This is a genomic window from Bradyrhizobium sp. Rc2d, from assembly GCF_900099855.1.
In the GTDB taxonomy this organism is placed as follows: Bacteria; Pseudomonadota; Alphaproteobacteria; order Rhizobiales; family Xanthobacteraceae; genus Bradyrhizobium.
Genome location: NZ_FNCU01000015.1, coordinates 1 through 16,532 on the forward strand (window position 1 = coordinate 1; position 16,532 = coordinate 16,532).

Here is a 16,532-nt window from a genome sequence, read left to right on the forward strand (position 1 = left end):
ATGCCGCTTAGCCTCAGCCTGAGGAGACCGCCACCGGGTCCGCGCAAAGCGCGGCCCGATGACAGGCTCCGCGGTCGTCTCGAAGGACGAGGCGCGCGCTCAGGCCCCCCAAGTGCCATATGCGATTGCCCTGCCCCGACGGGGAGAGGTCGGATTGCGCTCGGTGATGCGAAGCATCGTCCGGAGCAATCCGGGTGAGGGGCCGCAGCATTTGGTGAGAGCGTAAGCCCTCACCCGGATCGCATCTTTGATGCGATCCGACCTCTCCCTACGGGAGAGGTGAACCGGGGCCTCCGGCTCGCATCCCGCGTCAGCGGCTCGCGGCCTCGCTCAGCCGCCGGTTGATCCTGGCTGCGCTGGTCTTGAGCACTTCGGACGGCTGCTGGCCGGTGGCCGCGCACAGGCACGCCCAGTAGTAGACGACGTCGCCGAGCTCATTGACGAGACCCGCCTGATCCAGCCAGCCGTCGCGGAGCAGCTTCTTGATATGATCGGCGACCTCGCCGGCTTCGCCGGCAAGACCGAGACCGAGATAGGACAGCCGCTCGTTGGACGGATGCTCTTCGACTTTCGCAATGGTCGCGGCCCAGGCCGCATATTCATCGATCGTCATCGGCATCCCTCGCCGCTTCTAATCGGATCAGCCCACTACTTCCGTCACCGGCTGCAGGTCGATCTCGAACGTCTCCAAGAATTTCGAGGTCATGACGTAGAAGCCGACCGAGAGCTGGAGTTCGACCAGCGCGGCTGGCGTCAGCTTCGATGCGATCGCTTTGAAGGTCGCATCCGTCGGCTTGTTCAGTTTCACGATCTCGTCGGTGAAGGCCAGAGCGGCGCGCTGCACCTCGTTGAAGCAGCTCGCCGCCTGCCAGTTTGCGATCGCCTCGTTCTGCTCGTCGGTGACACCGACATTCTTGCCGATGCGCTTGTGCGCGACGATCTCGTAAGGTGCCTCACATAGGATGCCGGTGCGCGTGATCGCAAGCTCGCGTACCACCGGATCGAGCTCGCCCTTGTGGCGGATGGCGCCGCCAAGGCGGCAGTACTGCTCGAAATAGCTCGGCGAGTGCGCCATCATGCGAAAAATATTGGCGTTGCGGTTCTTGTCGAGGATTTCGCGGGTGCGGTCGGAGGCCTTGGACGGGTCGCTGTACTGAATGCGGGCCATGATTTTCCTGAAGTTTTCCCTGAAGTTTGTCTCTAAAGTTTTCTTGGGCTTTTGATGCTTTTTGTCGTTGCCGGTGAGAGTTCCCCGAAACTCTATTCTTGCGCCGACGCAGGAGCAACATCATCGAGTCAAATTGCCGCCGCATTGCTGATCGACCCTGACACAGTCGATATTCGCCGCGTGGGGACAAATTGCGGTGGGTACTCGTGAGTGGGGTGTTCCGAGTAAAACAATTGGCCGTCTTTGCGCTCACCACGCAACGATGAGTCACGCCCAAGTCTAGGGAGAACAAGGCATGAAGGAAGCCACCAAGGGGGCGGCCTCGGGAGCGCTCGCGCATATGCTGGCGGTGACGGCGATGCTCGTCATCGCCAGCATCTTGTTCTACGGGCGTTAGAGCATGATCCGGAAAAGTGTGTAGCGGTTTTCCGAAAAGATCATGCTCAAACAATAACCTAAAGCGCGATGACGATTCATCCTGATCTCGTCGCGCTTGAGTTGGAGTTCTAGAGTTTTCGTCATTCCGGGGTGGCCCTCGCACAGGCCAGGCCCAGAATCCCGTTCCAGGCTCGGTCCTTTGGACCGCCCCCGAATGACGAATCCCTCTCTTCGCCCTTGGCTGCTATTTCTCTTTGGTGAAGAACGGCACGAGCTTGCCGGCAAAGGGTTTGAAGCTCGCGGTGACCGAATCGCCGATGGTAAGCCCGTTCTCGCCATGTGCCATCATGCGAAAACCCTCGGCGCAATCGACCAGCAGGATGTTGTAGGGCACGTGGGCGCGCGTCTCGGGCGTCGCGGCGCGGCAGACCAGCGAGGTCGCATACACCCTGCCTTTGCCGCTGGCGCGCGCTTCCTGCGGATCGGACACGCCGCAGGCGGCGCAGAAGGCGCGGTGGAAATACTGCACATGGCCGCATGCGGCGCAGGTCTGGTAGGTGATGGCCTGCTCGCCCTTGGTCCAGTCGGCCAGACGCTCGCTCATCGCACCCGCTCCAGGAACATGCTGACATGGGACGACAGCACGCCGCCATCGCCGTGCAGGAGCGCGACCGAGGCATCGCGCACCTGCCGATTCGCTGCCCGTCCCGTCATCTGCAAATGCGCCTCGACCAGATGCGCCATGGCGCCGCCGACGCCGCAATGGCCGTAGCTGAGCAGGCCGCCATGGGTGTTCAGCGGCATCGCGCCGTCACGGTTGAAATGGCCTGATCGTATGCGGGCTGCCGCCTCGCCGCGGCCGGCGAGACCGAGGTCCTCCAGCAGCATCGCGAGCGTGATCGTGAAACTGTCGTAGATCGCGGCGTAGCGCACGTCGGAGATCGCAAGGCCCGTGGCCTCCTTGGCGCGCGCGATCGAGATTTCGGCACCGAGTTCGCTGAGGCGGGGTGCGGCCGTGACATGCTGATGGGTATGGGCCTGCGCGCAGCCACGAATGAGCACGCCCGCCTCCCCGGTCCGTTCGCGGCTGACGATGAACGCAGCACCGCCGTCGGACACTGGGCAGCAATCCAGCAGCTTCAGCGGCATCGCCACCGGCTTGGAGGCCATGACGTCGGCAACCGTGATGGGATCGTGGAATTGCGCGCCGGGATGAGTGCAGGCGTGCTTGCGCATCAGCACCGCGAACTCGGCGAGGTCCTCTTCGGTCACACCGTATTCGTGCATGTAGCGGGTGGCGACAAGGCCGTAATAGGCGGGAATGGTCGGGCCGAGCGGCACCTCGTAATCGGGATGGCCGACCTGCGCCAGCGCCTGGATCGAGGCATCGCGGCTCTGGCCCGTCAGGCGGTTCTCGCCGGCAACGACGAGCACGTGACGCGCGACGCCTGCCTCGACGAGATGATGTGCGAGCATCGTCATCGCGAGCCCCGTGGCGCCGCCGACCTGGACGGCGTGGGCGTAAGCAGGGCGGATGCCAAAGTGCTCGGCGAAAACGGTCGCCAGCATGATGTGCGGCGAGACGGTGGAGTAGCCGCAGAGGATGCCGTCGATTTCAGTGCGCTTCAGCCCGGCATCGTCGAGCGCGGCTTGCGCGGCCTTGCTCATCAGGTCGAGCGAGGATGAGCCTTCGTGCTTGCCGTAAGGCGTGAGGCCGACGCCGGTGATGAAGCTCATAATGCCCCCTACTCCGGCGCGGGTCGCGTCACGCCATCGCGGATCATGGTTGCGATCTCGTCGGCGGAATAGCCGATCTCGCCCAGGATCTCCGCGCCATGCTCGTTGAGCCGCGGCGCGAGCCGATCCGGCGCGGCGTCCGTCTCCGACCAGCTCGCGGTCACCTTCATGCTGCGGATCGGGCCTTCCGTCGGATGCTCCACGACCGGGAAGAAATTCGTCGCCTCCAGATGCGGATCGTGCAGGATCGAGGCGAGGTCGTGCATCGGCATGACCGGCACGTCGGCCTTGGTCAAAAGCTCGATCCACCCGGCGGTGGTGCGCGTCTCAAAAATGCGCGCGAGCTCGGCATAGACGACGTCGATATTGGCGGCGCGGCCGGCGAAGGTTGCGAATTTGGGATCGGCGCGCAGATCGTCGCGCCCCGTCGCCTCAAAGAAATTCTCCCATTGCTTGTCGTTGTAGACGATGACGCTGAGATGGCCGTCCGAGGTCTTGTAAGGCCTGCGGTCGCGCGAGAGGTGGCGGGCGTAGCCGCCCTTGTCGAGCGGCGGCTCGTAGGTGAGCCCGCCCATGTGATCGCCCATGACGAAGCCGGCCATGGTCTCGAACATCGGGATGTCGACGCGCTGGCCGCGGCCGGTGCGGTCGCGATGCACGAGGCTGGCGCAAATCGCGCCGACCGCGGTGAGGCCGACGATGCGGTCGACCAGCGCGTTCGGCACATAGCGCGGTACGCCATCGCCGGTCTGCGCCATCAGCGCCGGCAGCGCGGTTGCTCCTTGGATCAGATCGTCATAGGCGGGTTTTGCGGCATAGGGCCCGTCCTGCCCGAAGCCGAACACGCCAGCATAGACGAGACGTGGATTGATCGCGGAAACGACGTCGTAGCCGAGCTGAAGCCGCGCCATCGCCTGCGGACGGACGTTGTAGACGAGCACGTCGGCGTCCCTGAGCAACCGCAGCACGGCATCGCGCCCAGCGGGCTTCTTCAGGTCGAGACAGATCGAGCGCTTGCTGCGGTTGGTGTTGAGGAACACCGGGCCCATGCCGGCGTGCCGCGTCGGGCCGATCAAGCGGGTGACGTCGCCGTCGAGCGATTCCACCTTGATGACGTCGGCGCCGTAATCGCCGAGCATCTGGGTCGCATAAGGCCCCATCAGCACGGTGGTCATGTCGATGACCTTGATGCCCTTCAGCGGCCCCATCGTTCGCTCCCGATTGCGCAGGGCTCAAGCGCCCAGCGATTTCGGTCCAGCTAACGGCAGTGCCGCTGGTCGCGCAAGGGCGACTGGCGTATGGCGGCATGCATCGCGCGGCGATATCGCCCGCTATTTCTTCTGGCGGGATTCGCGGATCTTGATGAGACGGTCGAGCTCGTCGTTCTGCTGATTGATGCGGTCGGCGATCCGCGACTCGTTCTGCTCACCCGAGGCGGCAGCGGCCTGCTCGATGAGCTGGCGGATGTTGTCCTCGAGGATCGCGATGCGATCGTTGAGGGCATCCATCGACAGTGAAGTTTCGTAGTCCTTGCTCATGATGCTTTTCCCGCAAACCAATCAGGAGCCCTAGGGTGGGCAAAGCGAAGCGTGCTCACCATGATCTAGCGCAAGAAAGAAGGTGGGCACAGCACATGGCGCCTTTGCCCACCCTACAGGACCGAGCTTACTTCAACGGCTCCAGCACGGAAACGTAATTGGCGACCGCCGCACCGCCCATGTTGAAGATGCCGCCGAGTTTTGCGTTCTTGAGCTGCATACCCTCGGGCGCCTGTCCGGCGAGCTGCATCGCGGTCATCACATGCATGGAGACGCCGGTGGCGCCGATCGGATGGCCCTTGGCCTTGAGGCCGCCGGACGGATTGACCGGCAGCTTGCCGTCCTTCAGCGTCCAGCCCTCCTTGATGGCGCGGGCACCCTGCCCCCTCGGCGTCAGGCCCATGGCTTCGTACTCGATCAGCTCGGCGACGGTGAAGCAATCATGGGTCTCGACGAAGGAGAGATCGGAGAGCGTCACGCCCGCCTGCTCCAGCGCGCGCTGCCAGGCGACGGTGCAGCCCTCGAACTGGAGGATGTCGCGCTTGCTCATCGGCAGGAAGTCCTGGGCGTGGGCGGTGGCGCGGAAGCCGATCGACTTGCTCATGCCCTTGGCGGTCTCGGCGTCGGCCAGCACCAGCGCGGCGGCTCCGTCAGAGACCAGCGAGCAATCGGTCCGCTTCAAGGGACCGGCGACATACGGGTTCTTCTCACTCTCGGCCCGGCAGAAGTCGAAGCCAAAATCCTTGCGCATCTGGGCGAAGGGATTGGCGACGCCGTTCTTGTGGTTCTTGGCCGCGATCAGCGCAAGCGCATCGGACTGGTCGCCGTATTTCTGGAAATAGGAGCTGGCGATCTTGCCGAACACGCCGGCGAAGCCGCCGACGGTGTCACCGTCCTCGGGCAGGTAAGACGCCTTGAGCAGGTTCTTGCCGATCTCCGGCCCCGGCGTCCGGGTCATCTGCTCGACGCCGACGACCAGGACGATCTTGGCCGCACCTGCGGCAATCGCGCGCAGGCCCTGATGCACGGCGGCCGAGCCGGTGGCGCAGGCGTTCTCGACCCGGGTCGCCGGCTTGAAGCGCAGCTTGGGGTCGGCCTGGAGCACCAGCGAGGCGGTAAAATCCTGCGGCGAGAAGCCGGCGTTGAAATGGCCGAGCACGATCTCGTCGACATCACTGGCCGAAATGCCGGCATCCGCCATCGCCTCGTTGGCCACGCGGGTGACGAGGCTTTCGACGGTTTCGGTGTCGAACTTGCCGAACGGCGTATGCGCCCATCCGACGATGCTGGCGGTCATGGTCATTTCTCCCTGGGGTCTCTTCCTGAGTTAAGTCTTAGCCCAGGGATGGCAAGACTTCACGCGGCTTTCAGAACTTTGAGGGTGCGCTGGCAGATGGCAGTTATGCCGGCCCAGTTCCCGGCCCTGATCTCGGCCGTCGGGCACAGCCAGGAACCGCCGACCGCGACCACGTTGGGCTCGGCGAGCCAGCTCGCCGCATTGGCCTCGCCGACCCCGCCGGTCGGGCAGAACCGCACGTTCGGGAACGGGCCGCCGAGGGCGCGAAGGCCCTTGATGCCGCCGGCCTGCTCCGCCGGGAAGAATTTTGCGACGTCGAACCCCTGCGCCAGCGCCATCATCAGCTCGGAGGCGGTCGCAATGCCCGGCGCGAACGGCAAGGCGCTGTCAGCAGCGGCCTTGAGGAGATCGGGGGTCAGGCCCGGGCTGATGCCGAACTTGACGCCAAGCTTCTCGACGCGGGTGAAGTCGGCCGGACTGAGAATCGTGCCGATGCCGACGACCGCCTCGGGCACTTCGGCCATCATCGCCCTCGCCGCCTCGATCGCAACGGGGGTGCGCAGGGTCACCTCCAGGGTGCGGACGCCGCCGGCGACCAGCGCACGTGCCAGCGGCACCGCATCCTGGATACGCTCGATGGTGAGGACGGGAATGACGGTCGCCGCCTTGAACAGCGCGACGAGGTGATTCTGTTGGGCACTCGTGGTCATCGTTGTTGTCGCTTCTTCACTTGGTCGCCTGGCGTGAGGCCGCCGGCCGATGCCGCTTCTTCGGCGGCATGGCATAGCCCGGAATGATGGCGCCGGGATAGCAGATCACGAGGCTGGCGAGGCGATGCCCGGCCTGGGCGGCCTCCACCGGCTCGGAGCCGGCGAGCCGGGCGGCGATATAAGCTGCGGCAAAGCTGTCGCCGGCGGCCGTGGTGTCCACCACCGGCTTGGTCATGGGCTCGGCGCGGACCTCGTGGGTAGCCCCCGGAACGCGCAACAGGCTCACCGGCTCGGCGAGCCGGAACACCAGCTCGGGAGAAGGGATGCGGGCCATCAGCTGCTCGTGGCTCTCGCCGGGATAGAGCGCGAGCAGATCCTCGGTCGAGGTCAGCACGATGTCGGCGGCCGCGAAGGCGGCGGCAAACACCTCGCGCGCGACATCGCGGTCCGGCCAGCCGCGCGCGCGAAAATTGGTGTCGAACACGAAGCGGGTGCCGAGCAGGCGCGCGCGCTTGATCGCCGCGAACAGGCGCTCGCGCCCGGGCGCGTCGTAGATCGAGAGCGTGATCGCGGAGAGATAGACGATGTCGTAGCTCATCAGCGAGTTCAGGAGCTCGTCCGTCTCCGGCAGGCTCATCAGCTGGCGCGCCGCCGCGCTGTCGCGCCAGTGGAAGAACTGGCGCTCGCCCTTTGTATCGAGCTGGATCATGTAGAGGCCGGGCAGCTTGCCCGGCAGCCGCACGACGCGCCTCGTGCCGACGCCCTCGGCATTCCAGGCCGCGATCATCTCATCACTCAGGGCGTCATCACCGAGCGCGGTGAGATAGTCGACCTTGACCTCGAGCCGCGCCAGGTACACCGCCGTGTTGAGCGTGTCGCCGCCGAAGCCGCGCGAGTAAAGGCCGCCGCCCTGCCCTTGCGCCGCGGACGATCCGGTGGAATGTCCGCCCTGGGCCTGCCGGAGCTCGACCATGCATTCGCCGATGCAAGCAACGCTCGCCATCATGTGACCCGCTCAGTGCGCGATCAGGCGACGAAATTGCCGCCGAGCTCGTCTTCGATGTGAATGCGGATGATGTCGTCGAAATTCTTCTCGGCGGTGGTGAAGCCGAGCTCGCGCGACCGCTTCGCGTCGAAATTGCGCGGCCAGCCGCCGACGATGCCGACGATGAACGGATCCGGCTCGCGCTTGATGCGCGCGGCGACTTTCTCGCCCGCAACGCGCTTCAAGGCCGCGATCTGCTCGCCCACGGTTGCGGACAGGCCCGGCATGGTGAGGTTGCGGCGCGGACCGACGGTCGCAAGGTCCATGGTGCCGGCGTGGAGCAGGAAGCCGACCGCGGAGCGCGGCGTCGCGTGCCAGTGGCGGACATCCTCGGACACCGGGAGGATCGCTTCCTTGCCGGCCAGTGGCTCGCGCAGGATGTTGGAGAAGAAGCCCGATGCTGCCTTGTTCGGCAGGCCCGGGCGGATGCAGATAGTCGGCAGGCGGATGCCGATGCCGTCGAGGAAACCGCGGCGCGAATAGTCGGCGAGCAGGAGTTCGCCGATTGCCTTCTGGGCGCCGTAGCTGAGCAGCGGGGTATGGAAGAACTCGTCGCCGATCGCATCGGGGAACGGCGCGCCGAACACCGCGATCGACGAGGTGAAGACCACGCGCGGCTTGTAGCCACCGCCGACGAGCCTGATCGCATCGAGCAGCATCCGCGTGCCATCGAGGTTGATGCGATAGCCCTTGTCGAAATCGAGCTCGGCTTCGCCGGAGACGATCGCAGCAAGATGGAAGATCACGTCGGGGCGGCCGGCGATCAGCTTTTCGGCCGCGCCCGGCACCGCGAAATCGCCCGAGACGGTCTCGACGGGGAAGCCGGCTTTTTCCGGCTTCTTGGGCTCGACTACGTCATGCATGGTCAGCCTGGTGATGTCGCTCTTGCCGAGCCGGCCGTCGCGCAACAGCCGTTCACAGAGTTTGCGGCCGACCATGCCGGCGGCGCCCAGAACCAGAATGTGCAAGAGCCTACTCCTTCTTATTGGCCGGAGCGCGCCGCTCCTGACGCGCCCTCGGCAAGCCCCGCGATCATTCCTTCACGGCGCCGGTCATCGCCGACACATAATGCTCCACGAAGAAGGCGTAAAGGATGACGAGCGGCAGCGAGCCGGCCAGCGCTCCCGCCATCAGCGAACCCCAACGGTAGATGTCACCATCCACGAACTCGTTGACGATCGCGACCGGCACCGTCTTGTTGCTGGTCGACTGCAGGAAGGTCAGGGCGTAGATGAACTCATTCCAGCACAGCGTGAAACAGAAGATGAAGGCCGAGATCAGGCCGGGGATTGCGAGCGGCACGACGATCTTGATCAGGATCTGCCAGCGGCTCGCTCCGTCGATCAGCGCGCATTCCTCGAGCTCGAACGGGATGGTCTTGAAATAGCCCATCAACAGCCAGGTCGAGAACGGGATCAGGATCGTCGGATAGGTCAGAATCAGCGCCATCGGCGAGTCGAAAAGACCGTACTGATACACGACGGTGGCGAGCGGAATGAACAGGATCGACGGCGGCACGAGATAGGCGAGGAAGATCAGCCCGCCGACGAGATTGGCGCCCTTGTAACGCAACCGCACGATAGCGTAGGCCGCGAACACCGATGCGATGATCGAGAGCACCGTGGCGCAGATCGCCACGTACATCGTGTTCCAGAGCCAGTACGGATAGTAGCTCTCGAACAGCAGCTTGTGGAAGTGCTTGAAGGTCGGATTCCAGGTCCAGAACGGATTGTACTTGTCGAGATCGAGCAGCTGCTCGTCGGGCTTCACCGACGTCAGCGCCATCCAATAGAACGGGAACAGCAGGATGAAGACGATGATCGCCAGCGGCAGGTAGAGCGTCACGATCCTGCGTGGCACCGACTGCAGATAGCTCATGCCCTCGCTGTGATCGGCCGTAGGCGCCGAGCCCGACAGCACGTTCTTGAGATCGATGGATCTGGTGGGCAGGTCAGTCATTGCTCTCTCCCTGCTGCCATTTCCGGCGCTGCAGGCCGAACCAGGAAACCATGATCGCAGCGAGCAGGAATGGAATCATGGCGCTGGAGATCGCGGCCCCCTCGCCCAGCTGCCCGGCGATGATCGCGCGCTGGTAGGACAGGGTTGCCATCAGGTGGGTGGCGTTGACCGGGCCGCCACGGGTCATCGCCCAGATCAGCTGGAAGTCGGTGAAGGTGAAGAGCACAGAGAAGGTCATCACGACAGCGATGATCGGCGTCAGCAGCGGATAGGTGATGTACCGGAAATTCTGCCAACGCGTGGCGCCGTCGAGTGTTGCTGCTTCATAGAGCGACGGCGAGACGGTCTGCAGGCCTGCGAGCAGCGTGATCGCCACGAACGGCACACCGCGCCAGATATTGGCGAAGATCACGCAAATGCGCGCCCAGGTCGTGTCGCCGAGGAAGTTGATGTTCTGGCTGATCAGGCCGAGATGCCTCAGCGACCAGGAGATGATCGAGAATTGCGAGTCGAAGATCCACCAGAAGGCGAGTGCCGAGAGCACGGTCGGAACGATGAAGGGGATGAGCACCATCGCGCGCAGCATCGCCTTGAAAGGCATGTGCTCGTTGAGCAGCAGCGCGAGATAGAGCCCGATCGCGAATTTGAGAGCGCTGGCGACAAAGGTGTAGAGCAGCGTATTGAACACCGACAGCCAGAAGATGGAGTCGTCCCAGAGCCACTCGTAATTCTCGGTGGCGATGAAGTGCCCGACCCTGCCGATGCGCGTGTCCGTGAAGGACAGCCAGATGCCGAGCCCGAGCGGATAGGCCAGGAAGAAGATCAGGAACGCCATGGCCGGCACCATGAACCAGAAGCCGAGCCAGTTACGATTGTGTTTGAGCTGGGTCCAGGCGCTCGCCTCGCTCATCTGAGGCTTGGCCCGGGGAATTGCGACATCAGCCATGCCCGATATCCCTGATCGAAATGTTGACGAGCGGGCGGCCGGACGGCCGCCCGCCCCGTGACCGTCAGCGATAGATGCGCTTCAGCTGGCGCTCGGCTTCCGCCATCGCGCCCTTCGCATCCTTGGCGCCGGTGCAGTAGTTGGCGAACATGTCGACGACGATGAAATCGGCGATTGCAGTTGCCGCCTTTTCGCCGACCGTGCCGATACCGGATGCCGGCAGAGTGCGCTTGGAGGCCTGCGAGAACACGGCATTCTTGGGATCAGCCGTCCAGATCGGTGCCGACTCATAGGCATTCAAGGTCTGCGTCAGATAGCCTTGCGCGCCATCCAGCCACTTCTCGTAGTTCTCCTTCTCCAGCATGAAGGCGACGAAGGCCTTCGCCGCGTTCGGATATTTGGTGAAGTTGAAGGCGAGGATCGGCAGCGCAAGCTGCAGCTCGGTCGGCTTGCCGACCGGACCAACCGGCCAGAGCGCGTGATAGGTGTCCGCGGTAAGCTCCTTCTTGGACGGATCGGTCTTGGCGGCCACGTAGATCGAGATGCCGTTCGCCGTGCAATAGAGCTCGCCGGCGAGGAACGCCTTGTTGTTGGAGGAATCGTTCCAGGACGCGGTACCCGGGATGAAGCTCTCGTACAGCGCCTTGCAATATTCCAGCGCCTTCGCCGTCTCCGGCGAATTGATGATGATCTTGTCGTTCTGATCGACCGTGTAGGCGCCGTGCCCCCACAGCACCCAGTGCAGCCACGAATTGCCGTCGCCCGAGGCATGCCCGAGAGCGAAGCCGGCCGGCGTGTTGTTCGCCTTCAGCGCCTTGCACATTTCGAGGAAGCCGGGGAAGTCCTTCGGGAACTCCTTGAAGCCGGCCTTGTCGAGCGCCGACTTGCGATAGGTCATGTAACCGCCATTGGTCGCCACGGGGATGCCGAGCCAATCGTTGCCGAGCTTGCAGGTTTTGGCGGCCGCATCGGTCCAGCCGCCATATTTCTTGCCGAGATAATCGGCGACGTCGTTCATCTTCAGCACTTTGGTCGGGAACAGCTGCGGCAGCGTGTGCAAGCCCCAGGCGAGATCGAGGCCGGAGCCAGTATTGGCCGCGACCGATGCCTTCGGCTGCACGTCCTCGAAGGATTCGCTGAACACGTTCATCTCCGTGCCGGTCGCGGCCTTGAACGCCGCAACCATCGCGTTGAACGCATCGTCCTCCGCCGGCACGAACCGCTTCCACCGCATCACAGTCAGCTTGGCGCCGGGCTCGGCCTTCCAGGGCGCGCTCTGCGCCCAGGCCTTCGCAAACTCGAACAGTGCCGGCCCGGTCAGCATGCCGGTTGCAGCCAGAGCCGTTCCGCCCTGAAGCAGAGTCCGGCGGGTAAAGTCTTGCATATCGTCCTCCCTGTGATGCTTTTTCTTGTCTTACGTCTTGTGCTAGGCGTTGAGGCGTTTGCCTGTCGCCTCGTCGAACAAATGCACCAGCGACGGGTCGGGCTTCAGCCGCACCTTGTCGCCGGGATTGAACTGGTGGCGCTCGCGGAACACCGCGACGACCTGCTCGCCGCCGACATTGGCGAACACCTGCGTCTCCGAGCCCGTCGGCTCGACCACGATGATCTCGGCCTCGGCGCCGTCATCGGCGATGGTGAAATGCTCAGGCCGCACGCCGTAGACGGCAGGACGGCCGTCGGACGCCGTCGGCGCATTCTTGAGCGGCAGCTTGACGCCGTTCGGTCCCTCGAAGGTGGCAACGCCGTTGGCGCGCACATGGCCCTTCAGGAAGTTCATGGCGGGCGAGCCGATGAAGCCGGCGACGAACTGGTTATCGGGCTTGTCGTAGAGCTCGAGCGGCGTGCCCATCTGTTCGACGATGCCGTCATGCATGACGACAATCTTGTCGGCCATGGTCATGGCTTCGATCTGGTCGTGGGTGACGTAGACGGTCGTCGTCTTCAGCCGCTGATGCAGCTCCTTGATCTCGGTGCGCATGGCGACGCGCAGCTTGGCATCCAGGTTCGACAAGGGCTCGTCGAACAGGAAGACCTGCGGATCGCGCACGATGGCGCGGCCCATGGCGACGCGCTGGCGCTGGCCGCCCGAGAGCTGGCGCGGATAGCGATCGAGCAACGGCGACAGCGCCAGGATCTCGGCGGCGCGCTTGACGCGCTTGTTGATCTCGTCGGAACCGGCATTCCGCAGCTTCAGCGAGAAGCCCATGTTGTCGGCCACCGTCATATGCGGATAGAGCGCGTAATTCTGGAACACCATCGCAATGTCCCGCTCCTTGGGCTGGACATTGTTGACGACGCGGTCGCCGATCGAGATCGTGCCGGAGGTGATGTTCTCGAGACCGGCGAGCATGCGCAGAAGCGTCGACTTGCCGCAGCCGGAGGGGCCGACCAGAACGACGAACTGGCCGTCCTCGATCGGAATCGTCACGCCGTGCAGGACTTCAAAGTTGCCGAACGATTTCCGCACATCGCGGATTTGCACAGACGACATCTAGCTCCCTCCTCGAAAGTCCACGGCGCCTCTCGCGCCGCGACCGTCTTGTTTTTCAGACTTCACCGAACGAAGCCCGATCAATAGCGGGCGACATTGTCGGCAGTTTGTGCGGTTTTGGCAATTTGTCTTTGGTTAGTCGTTGCTGGTAGCGCTGTCAACGTTCCTTTGTTTGCGACCGTGACTGTGTTAAGAGCAACAAATGGGTCGAAAACGCACCAAGTCAGGCAAAATCCGGCTGGCGGAAGTCGCCGAGCTTGCCGGCGTCAGCCCGATCACGGCGTCCCGCTTCTTCCGCAATCCGGAAGCGCTGTCGGTTGCCAAGCGGACGCGGGTCGAGAGCGCCGCCAAGGAGCTTGGCTATGTGCCGAACCTTGCGGCCCGCGCGCTGGCCTCGCAACGCACCGAGGTGATCGGTGTATTGATCCCATCGCTCACTAATAACGTGTTCTCGGACGTGCTGCGCGGCATCTATGACGCCTCCGAAGGCGGCCGTTATTCGATCCAGCTGTCCAACACGCGCTACAGCATCCTGCAGGAGGAGAAGCTGCTGCGCCTCTTTCTGGCGCAGAAGCCGGCCGGGCTGATCGTCACCGGCATCGACCAGACCGCGGAATCGCGCGCGATGCTGGAGGCCGCCGATTGCCCGATCGTGCAGATCATGGAGATCGGCCCCAATCCGGTCGACATGATGATCGGCTTTTCGCACTATGATGCAGCGCGCGGGGCCGTTGCCCACCTGTTCGCGCAGGGTCACCGCAAGATCGGCTTCGTCGGCGCGCGGATGGATCCGCGGGTGCAGCGGCGGCTGGACGGATATGTCTCGGCCATGAAGGACGCCACGCTGTTCGAGCCGCGCCTCGTGGTCACGACGGCGACCCCGACATCGGTGACGCTCGGCGGCGCCCTCTTCACTGACCTCCTCGCGCGGGATCCCGATCTCGATGCGGTGTTCTGCGCCAATGACGACCTCGCGCTCGGCGTGCTGTTCGAATGCCGGCGCCGGGAGATCGCGGTCCCCGAGCAGATCGCGATCGTCGGATTCAACGACCTCGAATTCATGGCCTCCGCCGTCCCCACCCTCACCAGCGTGCGCACCAACCGCTACGAGATGGGAAAAACCGCCGCGACCATGCTGATTGACGCGATCGACGGACGGCGGCCGGAGCAGCCGGTGCTCGATCTCGGCTTCAAGGTGATCGAGCGGCAAAGCTCGTCGTCGCGGCGTTCGGACAATAGGTCGGCCGCTTCCGGTGCCGGCGCCGCGAACAAAATGGTAGCGTTACCAAGTAGCCATGACTAGTATCGCATTTGTGAGGAAATGACCCGCCAGCCGGCCGGCCGACCATCGCTCGCGCCGCTGGGCATCGCACCAGCCGACACATCGAGACGGACGCCAGTGCGTTTGCATTGCAGGAGAGACCAATGACAAAAAAGCCAACCAATGGGCATGCTGCCGGCAACGGCGCTCGCCGCCACCTTCGCTCGCAGGACTGGTTCAACAACCCGCATAATCCGGGCATGACCGCGCTCTATATGGAGCGCTATCTGAACTACGGCCTCACCCGCGCCGAGCTTCAATCCGGCAAGCCGATCATCGGCATTGCGCAAACCGGTAACGACCTCTCGCCCTGCAACCGCCACCATATCGAGCTCGCGCACCGCGTCCGCGAAGGCATCCGCGAGGCCGGCGGCATCGCGATGGAATTTCCGACCCATCCGATCCAGGAGACCGGCAAGCGCCCAACCGCGGCGCTCGACCGCAACCTCGCCTATCTCGGCCTGGTCGAGATCCTCTACGGCTATCCGCTCGACGGCGTGGTGCTGACCACCGGCTGCGACAAGACCACGCCGGCCTGCATGATGGCCGCGGCGACCGTGAACCTGCCCGCGATCGTGCTGTCGGGCGGCCCGATGCTGAACGGCTGGCATGCTGGCGAGCGCACCGGCTCCGGCACGATTGTCTGGAAGTCGCGTGAGCGGCTCGCCGCCGGCGAGATCGACTATGAAGAGTTCATGGAGATCGTGGCGTCCTCGGCGCCCTCGGTCGGCCATTGCAACACCATGGGCACCGCCTCGACCATGAACGGGCTTGCCGAAGCGCTCGGCTTCTCGCTGCCGGGCTGCGCGGCGATCCCCGCCCCCTATCGCGAGCGCGGCCAGATCGCCTATGAGACCGGCAAGCGCATCGTCGAGATGGTCTGGGAGGATCTGAAACCCTCGGACATCCTGACCCGCAAGGCGTTCGAGAACTGCATCGTGATCAATTCGGCGATCGGCGGCTCGACCAACGCGCCGATCCACATCAACGCCCTCGCCCGCCACATCGGCGTCGAGCTCTCGATCGACGACTGGCAGAAATTTGGCCACGACGTACCGCTGCTGGTCAACATGCAGCCGGCCGGCTTCTATCTCGGCGAGGAATTCCACCGCGCCGGCGGCGTGCCGGCCGTGGTGCGCGAGCTGATGAAGCACAAGCGCATCCATGAGGATGCGGTCACCGTGAACGGCCGTGGCATCGGCGAGAACTGCAAGAATGCGCCCGCGCCCGACAATGACGTGATCTGGGCCTACGACAAGCCGCTGGTGAAGGACGCCGGCTTCCTGGTGCTGAAGGGCAATCTGTTCGATTCAGCGATCATGAAGACCAGCGTGATCTCCAAGGAGTTTCGCGACCGCTATCTCAGCAACCCGAAGGACCTCAACGCCTTCGAGGGCCGCGCGGTCGTGTTCGAGGGCCCCGAGGATTATCACGAGCGAATCGACGATCCCTCGCTCGACATCGACGAGCGCTGCGTGCTGTTCATCCGCGGCACCGGGCCGATCGGCTACCCCGGCGGCGCCGAGGTCGTGAACATGCAGCCGCCGGCAGCCCTGATCAAACGCGGCATCCTGTCCCTGCCCTGCATCGGCGACGGCCGCCAGTCCGGCACCTCGGGCTCGCCCTCGATCCTGAACGCCTCGCCGGAAGCTGCCGCCAATGGCGGTCTTGCGATCCTCAAGACCGGCGACAAAGTGCGCATCGACCTCAACAAGGGCAGCGCCAACATCCTGATCTCGGACGAGGAGCTGAAGAAGCGCCATGCCGAGCTCAAGGCCAATGGCGGCTTCAAGCACCCGCCGAACCAGACGCCGTGGCAGGAGATCTACCGCAACACCGTCGGCCAGCAGTCCACCGGAGCCTGCATGGAACTCGCCACGCGCTACCAGAACGTCGCCGGCACCTTTGGCGTGGCGCGGGATAATCACTAGCAGCCACA

At 64.2% G+C, this 16,532-nt stretch carries 16 protein-coding genes; 2 read left to right on the forward strand and 14 right to left on the reverse strand.

Features of this window, described 5'->3' with window-relative positions; genetic code table 11:
• Nucleotides 1–310: 310 nt before the first annotated feature.
• From BLV07_RS19410 to BLV07_RS19475, 14 genes are all read right to left on the reverse strand, one after another.
• The gene (locus BLV07_RS19410; RefSeq protein WP_176945636.1) at nucleotides 311–613 is read right to left on the reverse strand and encodes a nucleoside triphosphate pyrophosphohydrolase family protein; all 303 of its coding nucleotides are present in this window, start codon (nucleotides 611–613) and stop codon (nucleotides 311–313) included.
• Nucleotides 614–640: 27 nt separating this feature from the next.
• Nucleotides 641–1,168: a carboxymuconolactone decarboxylase family protein gene (locus BLV07_RS19415; RefSeq protein WP_091888497.1), complete on the reverse strand. Its 528-nt coding sequence runs from the start codon at nucleotides 1,166–1,168 to the stop codon at nucleotides 641–643.
• 622 nt (nucleotides 1,169–1,790) lie between these two features.
• Complete coding sequence (locus BLV07_RS19420) at nucleotides 1,791–2,150, reverse strand: Zn-ribbon domain-containing OB-fold protein (protein WP_091888499.1); 360 nt, start codon at nucleotides 2,148–2,150, stop codon at nucleotides 1,791–1,793.
• On the reverse strand, nucleotides 2,147–3,283 hold the full coding sequence (locus tag BLV07_RS19425; protein WP_091888501.1) for a thiolase family protein: 1,137 nt from the start codon (nucleotides 3,281–3,283) through the stop codon (nucleotides 2,147–2,149). The genes BLV07_RS19420 and BLV07_RS19425 overlap by 4 nt, the downstream gene beginning before the upstream one ends.
• 8 nt (nucleotides 3,284–3,291) lie before the next feature.
• Nucleotides 3,292–4,491, reverse strand: a complete 1,200-nt coding sequence (locus BLV07_RS19430; RefSeq protein WP_091888503.1) for a CaiB/BaiF CoA transferase family protein — start codon at nucleotides 4,489–4,491, stop codon at nucleotides 3,292–3,294.
• Between the two features lie 123 nt (nucleotides 4,492–4,614).
• Entirely contained in the window at nucleotides 4,615–4,821 is a 207-nt protein-coding gene (locus BLV07_RS19435; RefSeq protein ID WP_091888505.1) for a hypothetical protein, read from the reverse strand.
• Nucleotides 4,822–4,948: 127 nt separating this feature from the next.
• Nucleotides 4,949–6,118 (reverse strand): acetyl-CoA acetyltransferase, encoded by a 1,170-nt coding sequence (locus tag BLV07_RS19440; RefSeq protein ID WP_091888507.1) that lies wholly within the window; start codon nucleotides 6,116–6,118, stop codon nucleotides 4,949–4,951.
• A gap of 59 nt (nucleotides 6,119–6,177) precedes the next feature.
• Nucleotides 6,178–6,828 (reverse strand): bifunctional 4-hydroxy-2-oxoglutarate aldolase/2-dehydro-3-deoxy-phosphogluconate aldolase, encoded by a 651-nt coding sequence (gene eda, locus BLV07_RS19445; RefSeq protein ID WP_176945637.1) that lies wholly within the window; start codon nucleotides 6,826–6,828, stop codon nucleotides 6,178–6,180.
• 16 nt (nucleotides 6,829–6,844) lie between these two features.
• Entirely contained in the window at nucleotides 6,845–7,831 is a 987-nt protein-coding gene (locus tag BLV07_RS19450) for a sugar kinase (protein WP_091888808.1), read from the reverse strand.
• A 23-nt stretch (nucleotides 7,832–7,854) separates the two neighbouring features.
• Nucleotides 7,855–8,841 carry a D-erythronate dehydrogenase gene (gene denD, locus BLV07_RS19455; RefSeq protein ID WP_091888511.1) on the reverse strand — a complete coding sequence of 329 codons (987 nt, stop codon included), beginning with the start codon at nucleotides 8,839–8,841 and terminating at the stop codon, nucleotides 7,855–7,857.
• A 64-nt stretch (nucleotides 8,842–8,905) separates the two neighbouring features.
• A complete protein-coding gene (locus BLV07_RS19460) occupies nucleotides 8,906–9,832 on the reverse strand; it encodes a carbohydrate ABC transporter permease (protein WP_091888513.1) in 927 nt (308 codons plus the stop codon).
• Nucleotides 9,825–10,742: a carbohydrate ABC transporter permease gene (locus BLV07_RS19465; protein WP_176945653.1), complete on the reverse strand. Its 918-nt coding sequence runs from the start codon at nucleotides 10,740–10,742 to the stop codon at nucleotides 9,825–9,827. Before BLV07_RS19465 ends, BLV07_RS19460 begins: the two co-directional genes overlap by 8 nt.
• A 100-nt stretch (nucleotides 10,743–10,842) precedes the next feature.
• Complete coding sequence (locus BLV07_RS19470; RefSeq protein WP_091888517.1) at nucleotides 10,843–12,162, reverse strand: ABC transporter substrate-binding protein; 1,320 nt, start codon at nucleotides 12,160–12,162, stop codon at nucleotides 10,843–10,845.
• A gap of 42 nt (nucleotides 12,163–12,204) precedes the next feature.
• Complete coding sequence (locus BLV07_RS19475; RefSeq protein ID WP_091888519.1) at nucleotides 12,205–13,272, reverse strand: ABC transporter ATP-binding protein; 1,068 nt, start codon at nucleotides 13,270–13,272, stop codon at nucleotides 12,205–12,207.
• Between the two features lie 202 nt (nucleotides 13,273–13,474).
• On the opposite strand from BLV07_RS19475, the gene gntR reads away from it, so the two are divergent.
• Both gntR and BLV07_RS19485 read left to right on the forward strand, forming a co-directional pair.
• On the forward strand, nucleotides 13,475–14,575 hold the full coding sequence (gene gntR, locus BLV07_RS19480; protein ID WP_091888521.1) for an HTH-type transcriptional regulator GntR: 1,101 nt from the start codon (nucleotides 13,475–13,477) through the stop codon (nucleotides 14,573–14,575).
• 122 nt (nucleotides 14,576–14,697) lie between these two features.
• The gene (locus BLV07_RS19485; RefSeq protein ID WP_091888523.1) at nucleotides 14,698–16,524 is read left to right on the forward strand and encodes an IlvD/Edd family dehydratase; all 1,827 of its coding nucleotides are present in this window, start codon (nucleotides 14,698–14,700) and stop codon (nucleotides 16,522–16,524) included.
• Nucleotides 16,525–16,532: the final 8 nt, after the last annotated feature.

What these genes read in the sequence shown, in the direction of transcription:
- BLV07_RS19410 (WP_176945636.1), bottom strand. Translation starts at nt 613, where the DNA reads ATGACGATCGATGAATATGCGGCCTGGGCCGCGACCATTGCGAAAGTC.
- BLV07_RS19415 (WP_091888497.1), bottom strand. Translation starts at nt 1,168, where the DNA reads ATGGCCCGCATTCAGTACAGCGACCCGTCCAAGGCCTCCGACCGCACC.
- BLV07_RS19420 (WP_091888499.1), bottom strand. Translation starts at nt 2,150, where the DNA reads ATGAGCGAGCGTCTGGCCGACTGGACCAAGGGCGAGCAGGCCATCACC.
- BLV07_RS19425 (WP_091888501.1), bottom strand. Translation starts at nt 3,283, where the DNA reads ATGAGCTTCATCACCGGCGTCGGCCTCACGCCTTACGGCAAGCACGAA.
- BLV07_RS19430 (WP_091888503.1), bottom strand. Translation starts at nt 4,491, where the DNA reads ATGGGGCCGCTGAAGGGCATCAAGGTCATCGACATGACCACCGTGCTG.
- BLV07_RS19435 (WP_091888505.1), bottom strand. Translation starts at nt 4,821, where the DNA reads ATGAGCAAGGACTACGAAACTTCACTGTCGATGGATGCCCTCAACGAT.
- BLV07_RS19440 (WP_091888507.1), bottom strand. Translation starts at nt 6,118, where the DNA reads ATGACCGCCAGCATCGTCGGATGGGCGCATACGCCGTTCGGCAAGTTC.
- eda (WP_176945637.1), bottom strand. Translation starts at nt 6,828, where the DNA reads ATGACCACGAGTGCCCAACAGAATCACCTCGTCGCGCTGTTCAAGGCG.
- BLV07_RS19450 (WP_091888808.1), bottom strand. Translation starts at nt 7,831, where the DNA reads ATGGCGAGCGTTGCTTGCATCGGCGAATGCATGGTCGAGCTCCGGCAG.
- BLV07_RS19460 (WP_091888513.1), bottom strand. Translation starts at nt 9,832, where the DNA reads ATGACTGACCTGCCCACCAGATCCATCGATCTCAAGAACGTGCTGTCG.
- BLV07_RS19465 (WP_176945653.1), bottom strand. Translation starts at nt 10,742, where the DNA reads ATGAGCGAGGCGAGCGCCTGGACCCAGCTCAAACACAATCGTAACTGG.
- BLV07_RS19470 (WP_091888517.1), bottom strand. Translation starts at nt 12,162, where the DNA reads ATGCAAGACTTTACCCGCCGGACTCTGCTTCAGGGCGGAACGGCTCTG.
- BLV07_RS19475 (WP_091888519.1), bottom strand. Translation starts at nt 13,272, where the DNA reads ATGTCGTCTGTGCAAATCCGCGATGTGCGGAAATCGTTCGGCAACTTT.
- gntR (WP_091888521.1), top strand. Translation starts at nt 13,475, where the DNA reads ATGGGTCGAAAACGCACCAAGTCAGGCAAAATCCGGCTGGCGGAAGTC.
- BLV07_RS19485 (WP_091888523.1), top strand. Translation starts at nt 14,698, where the DNA reads ATGACAAAAAAGCCAACCAATGGGCATGCTGCCGGCAACGGCGCTCGC.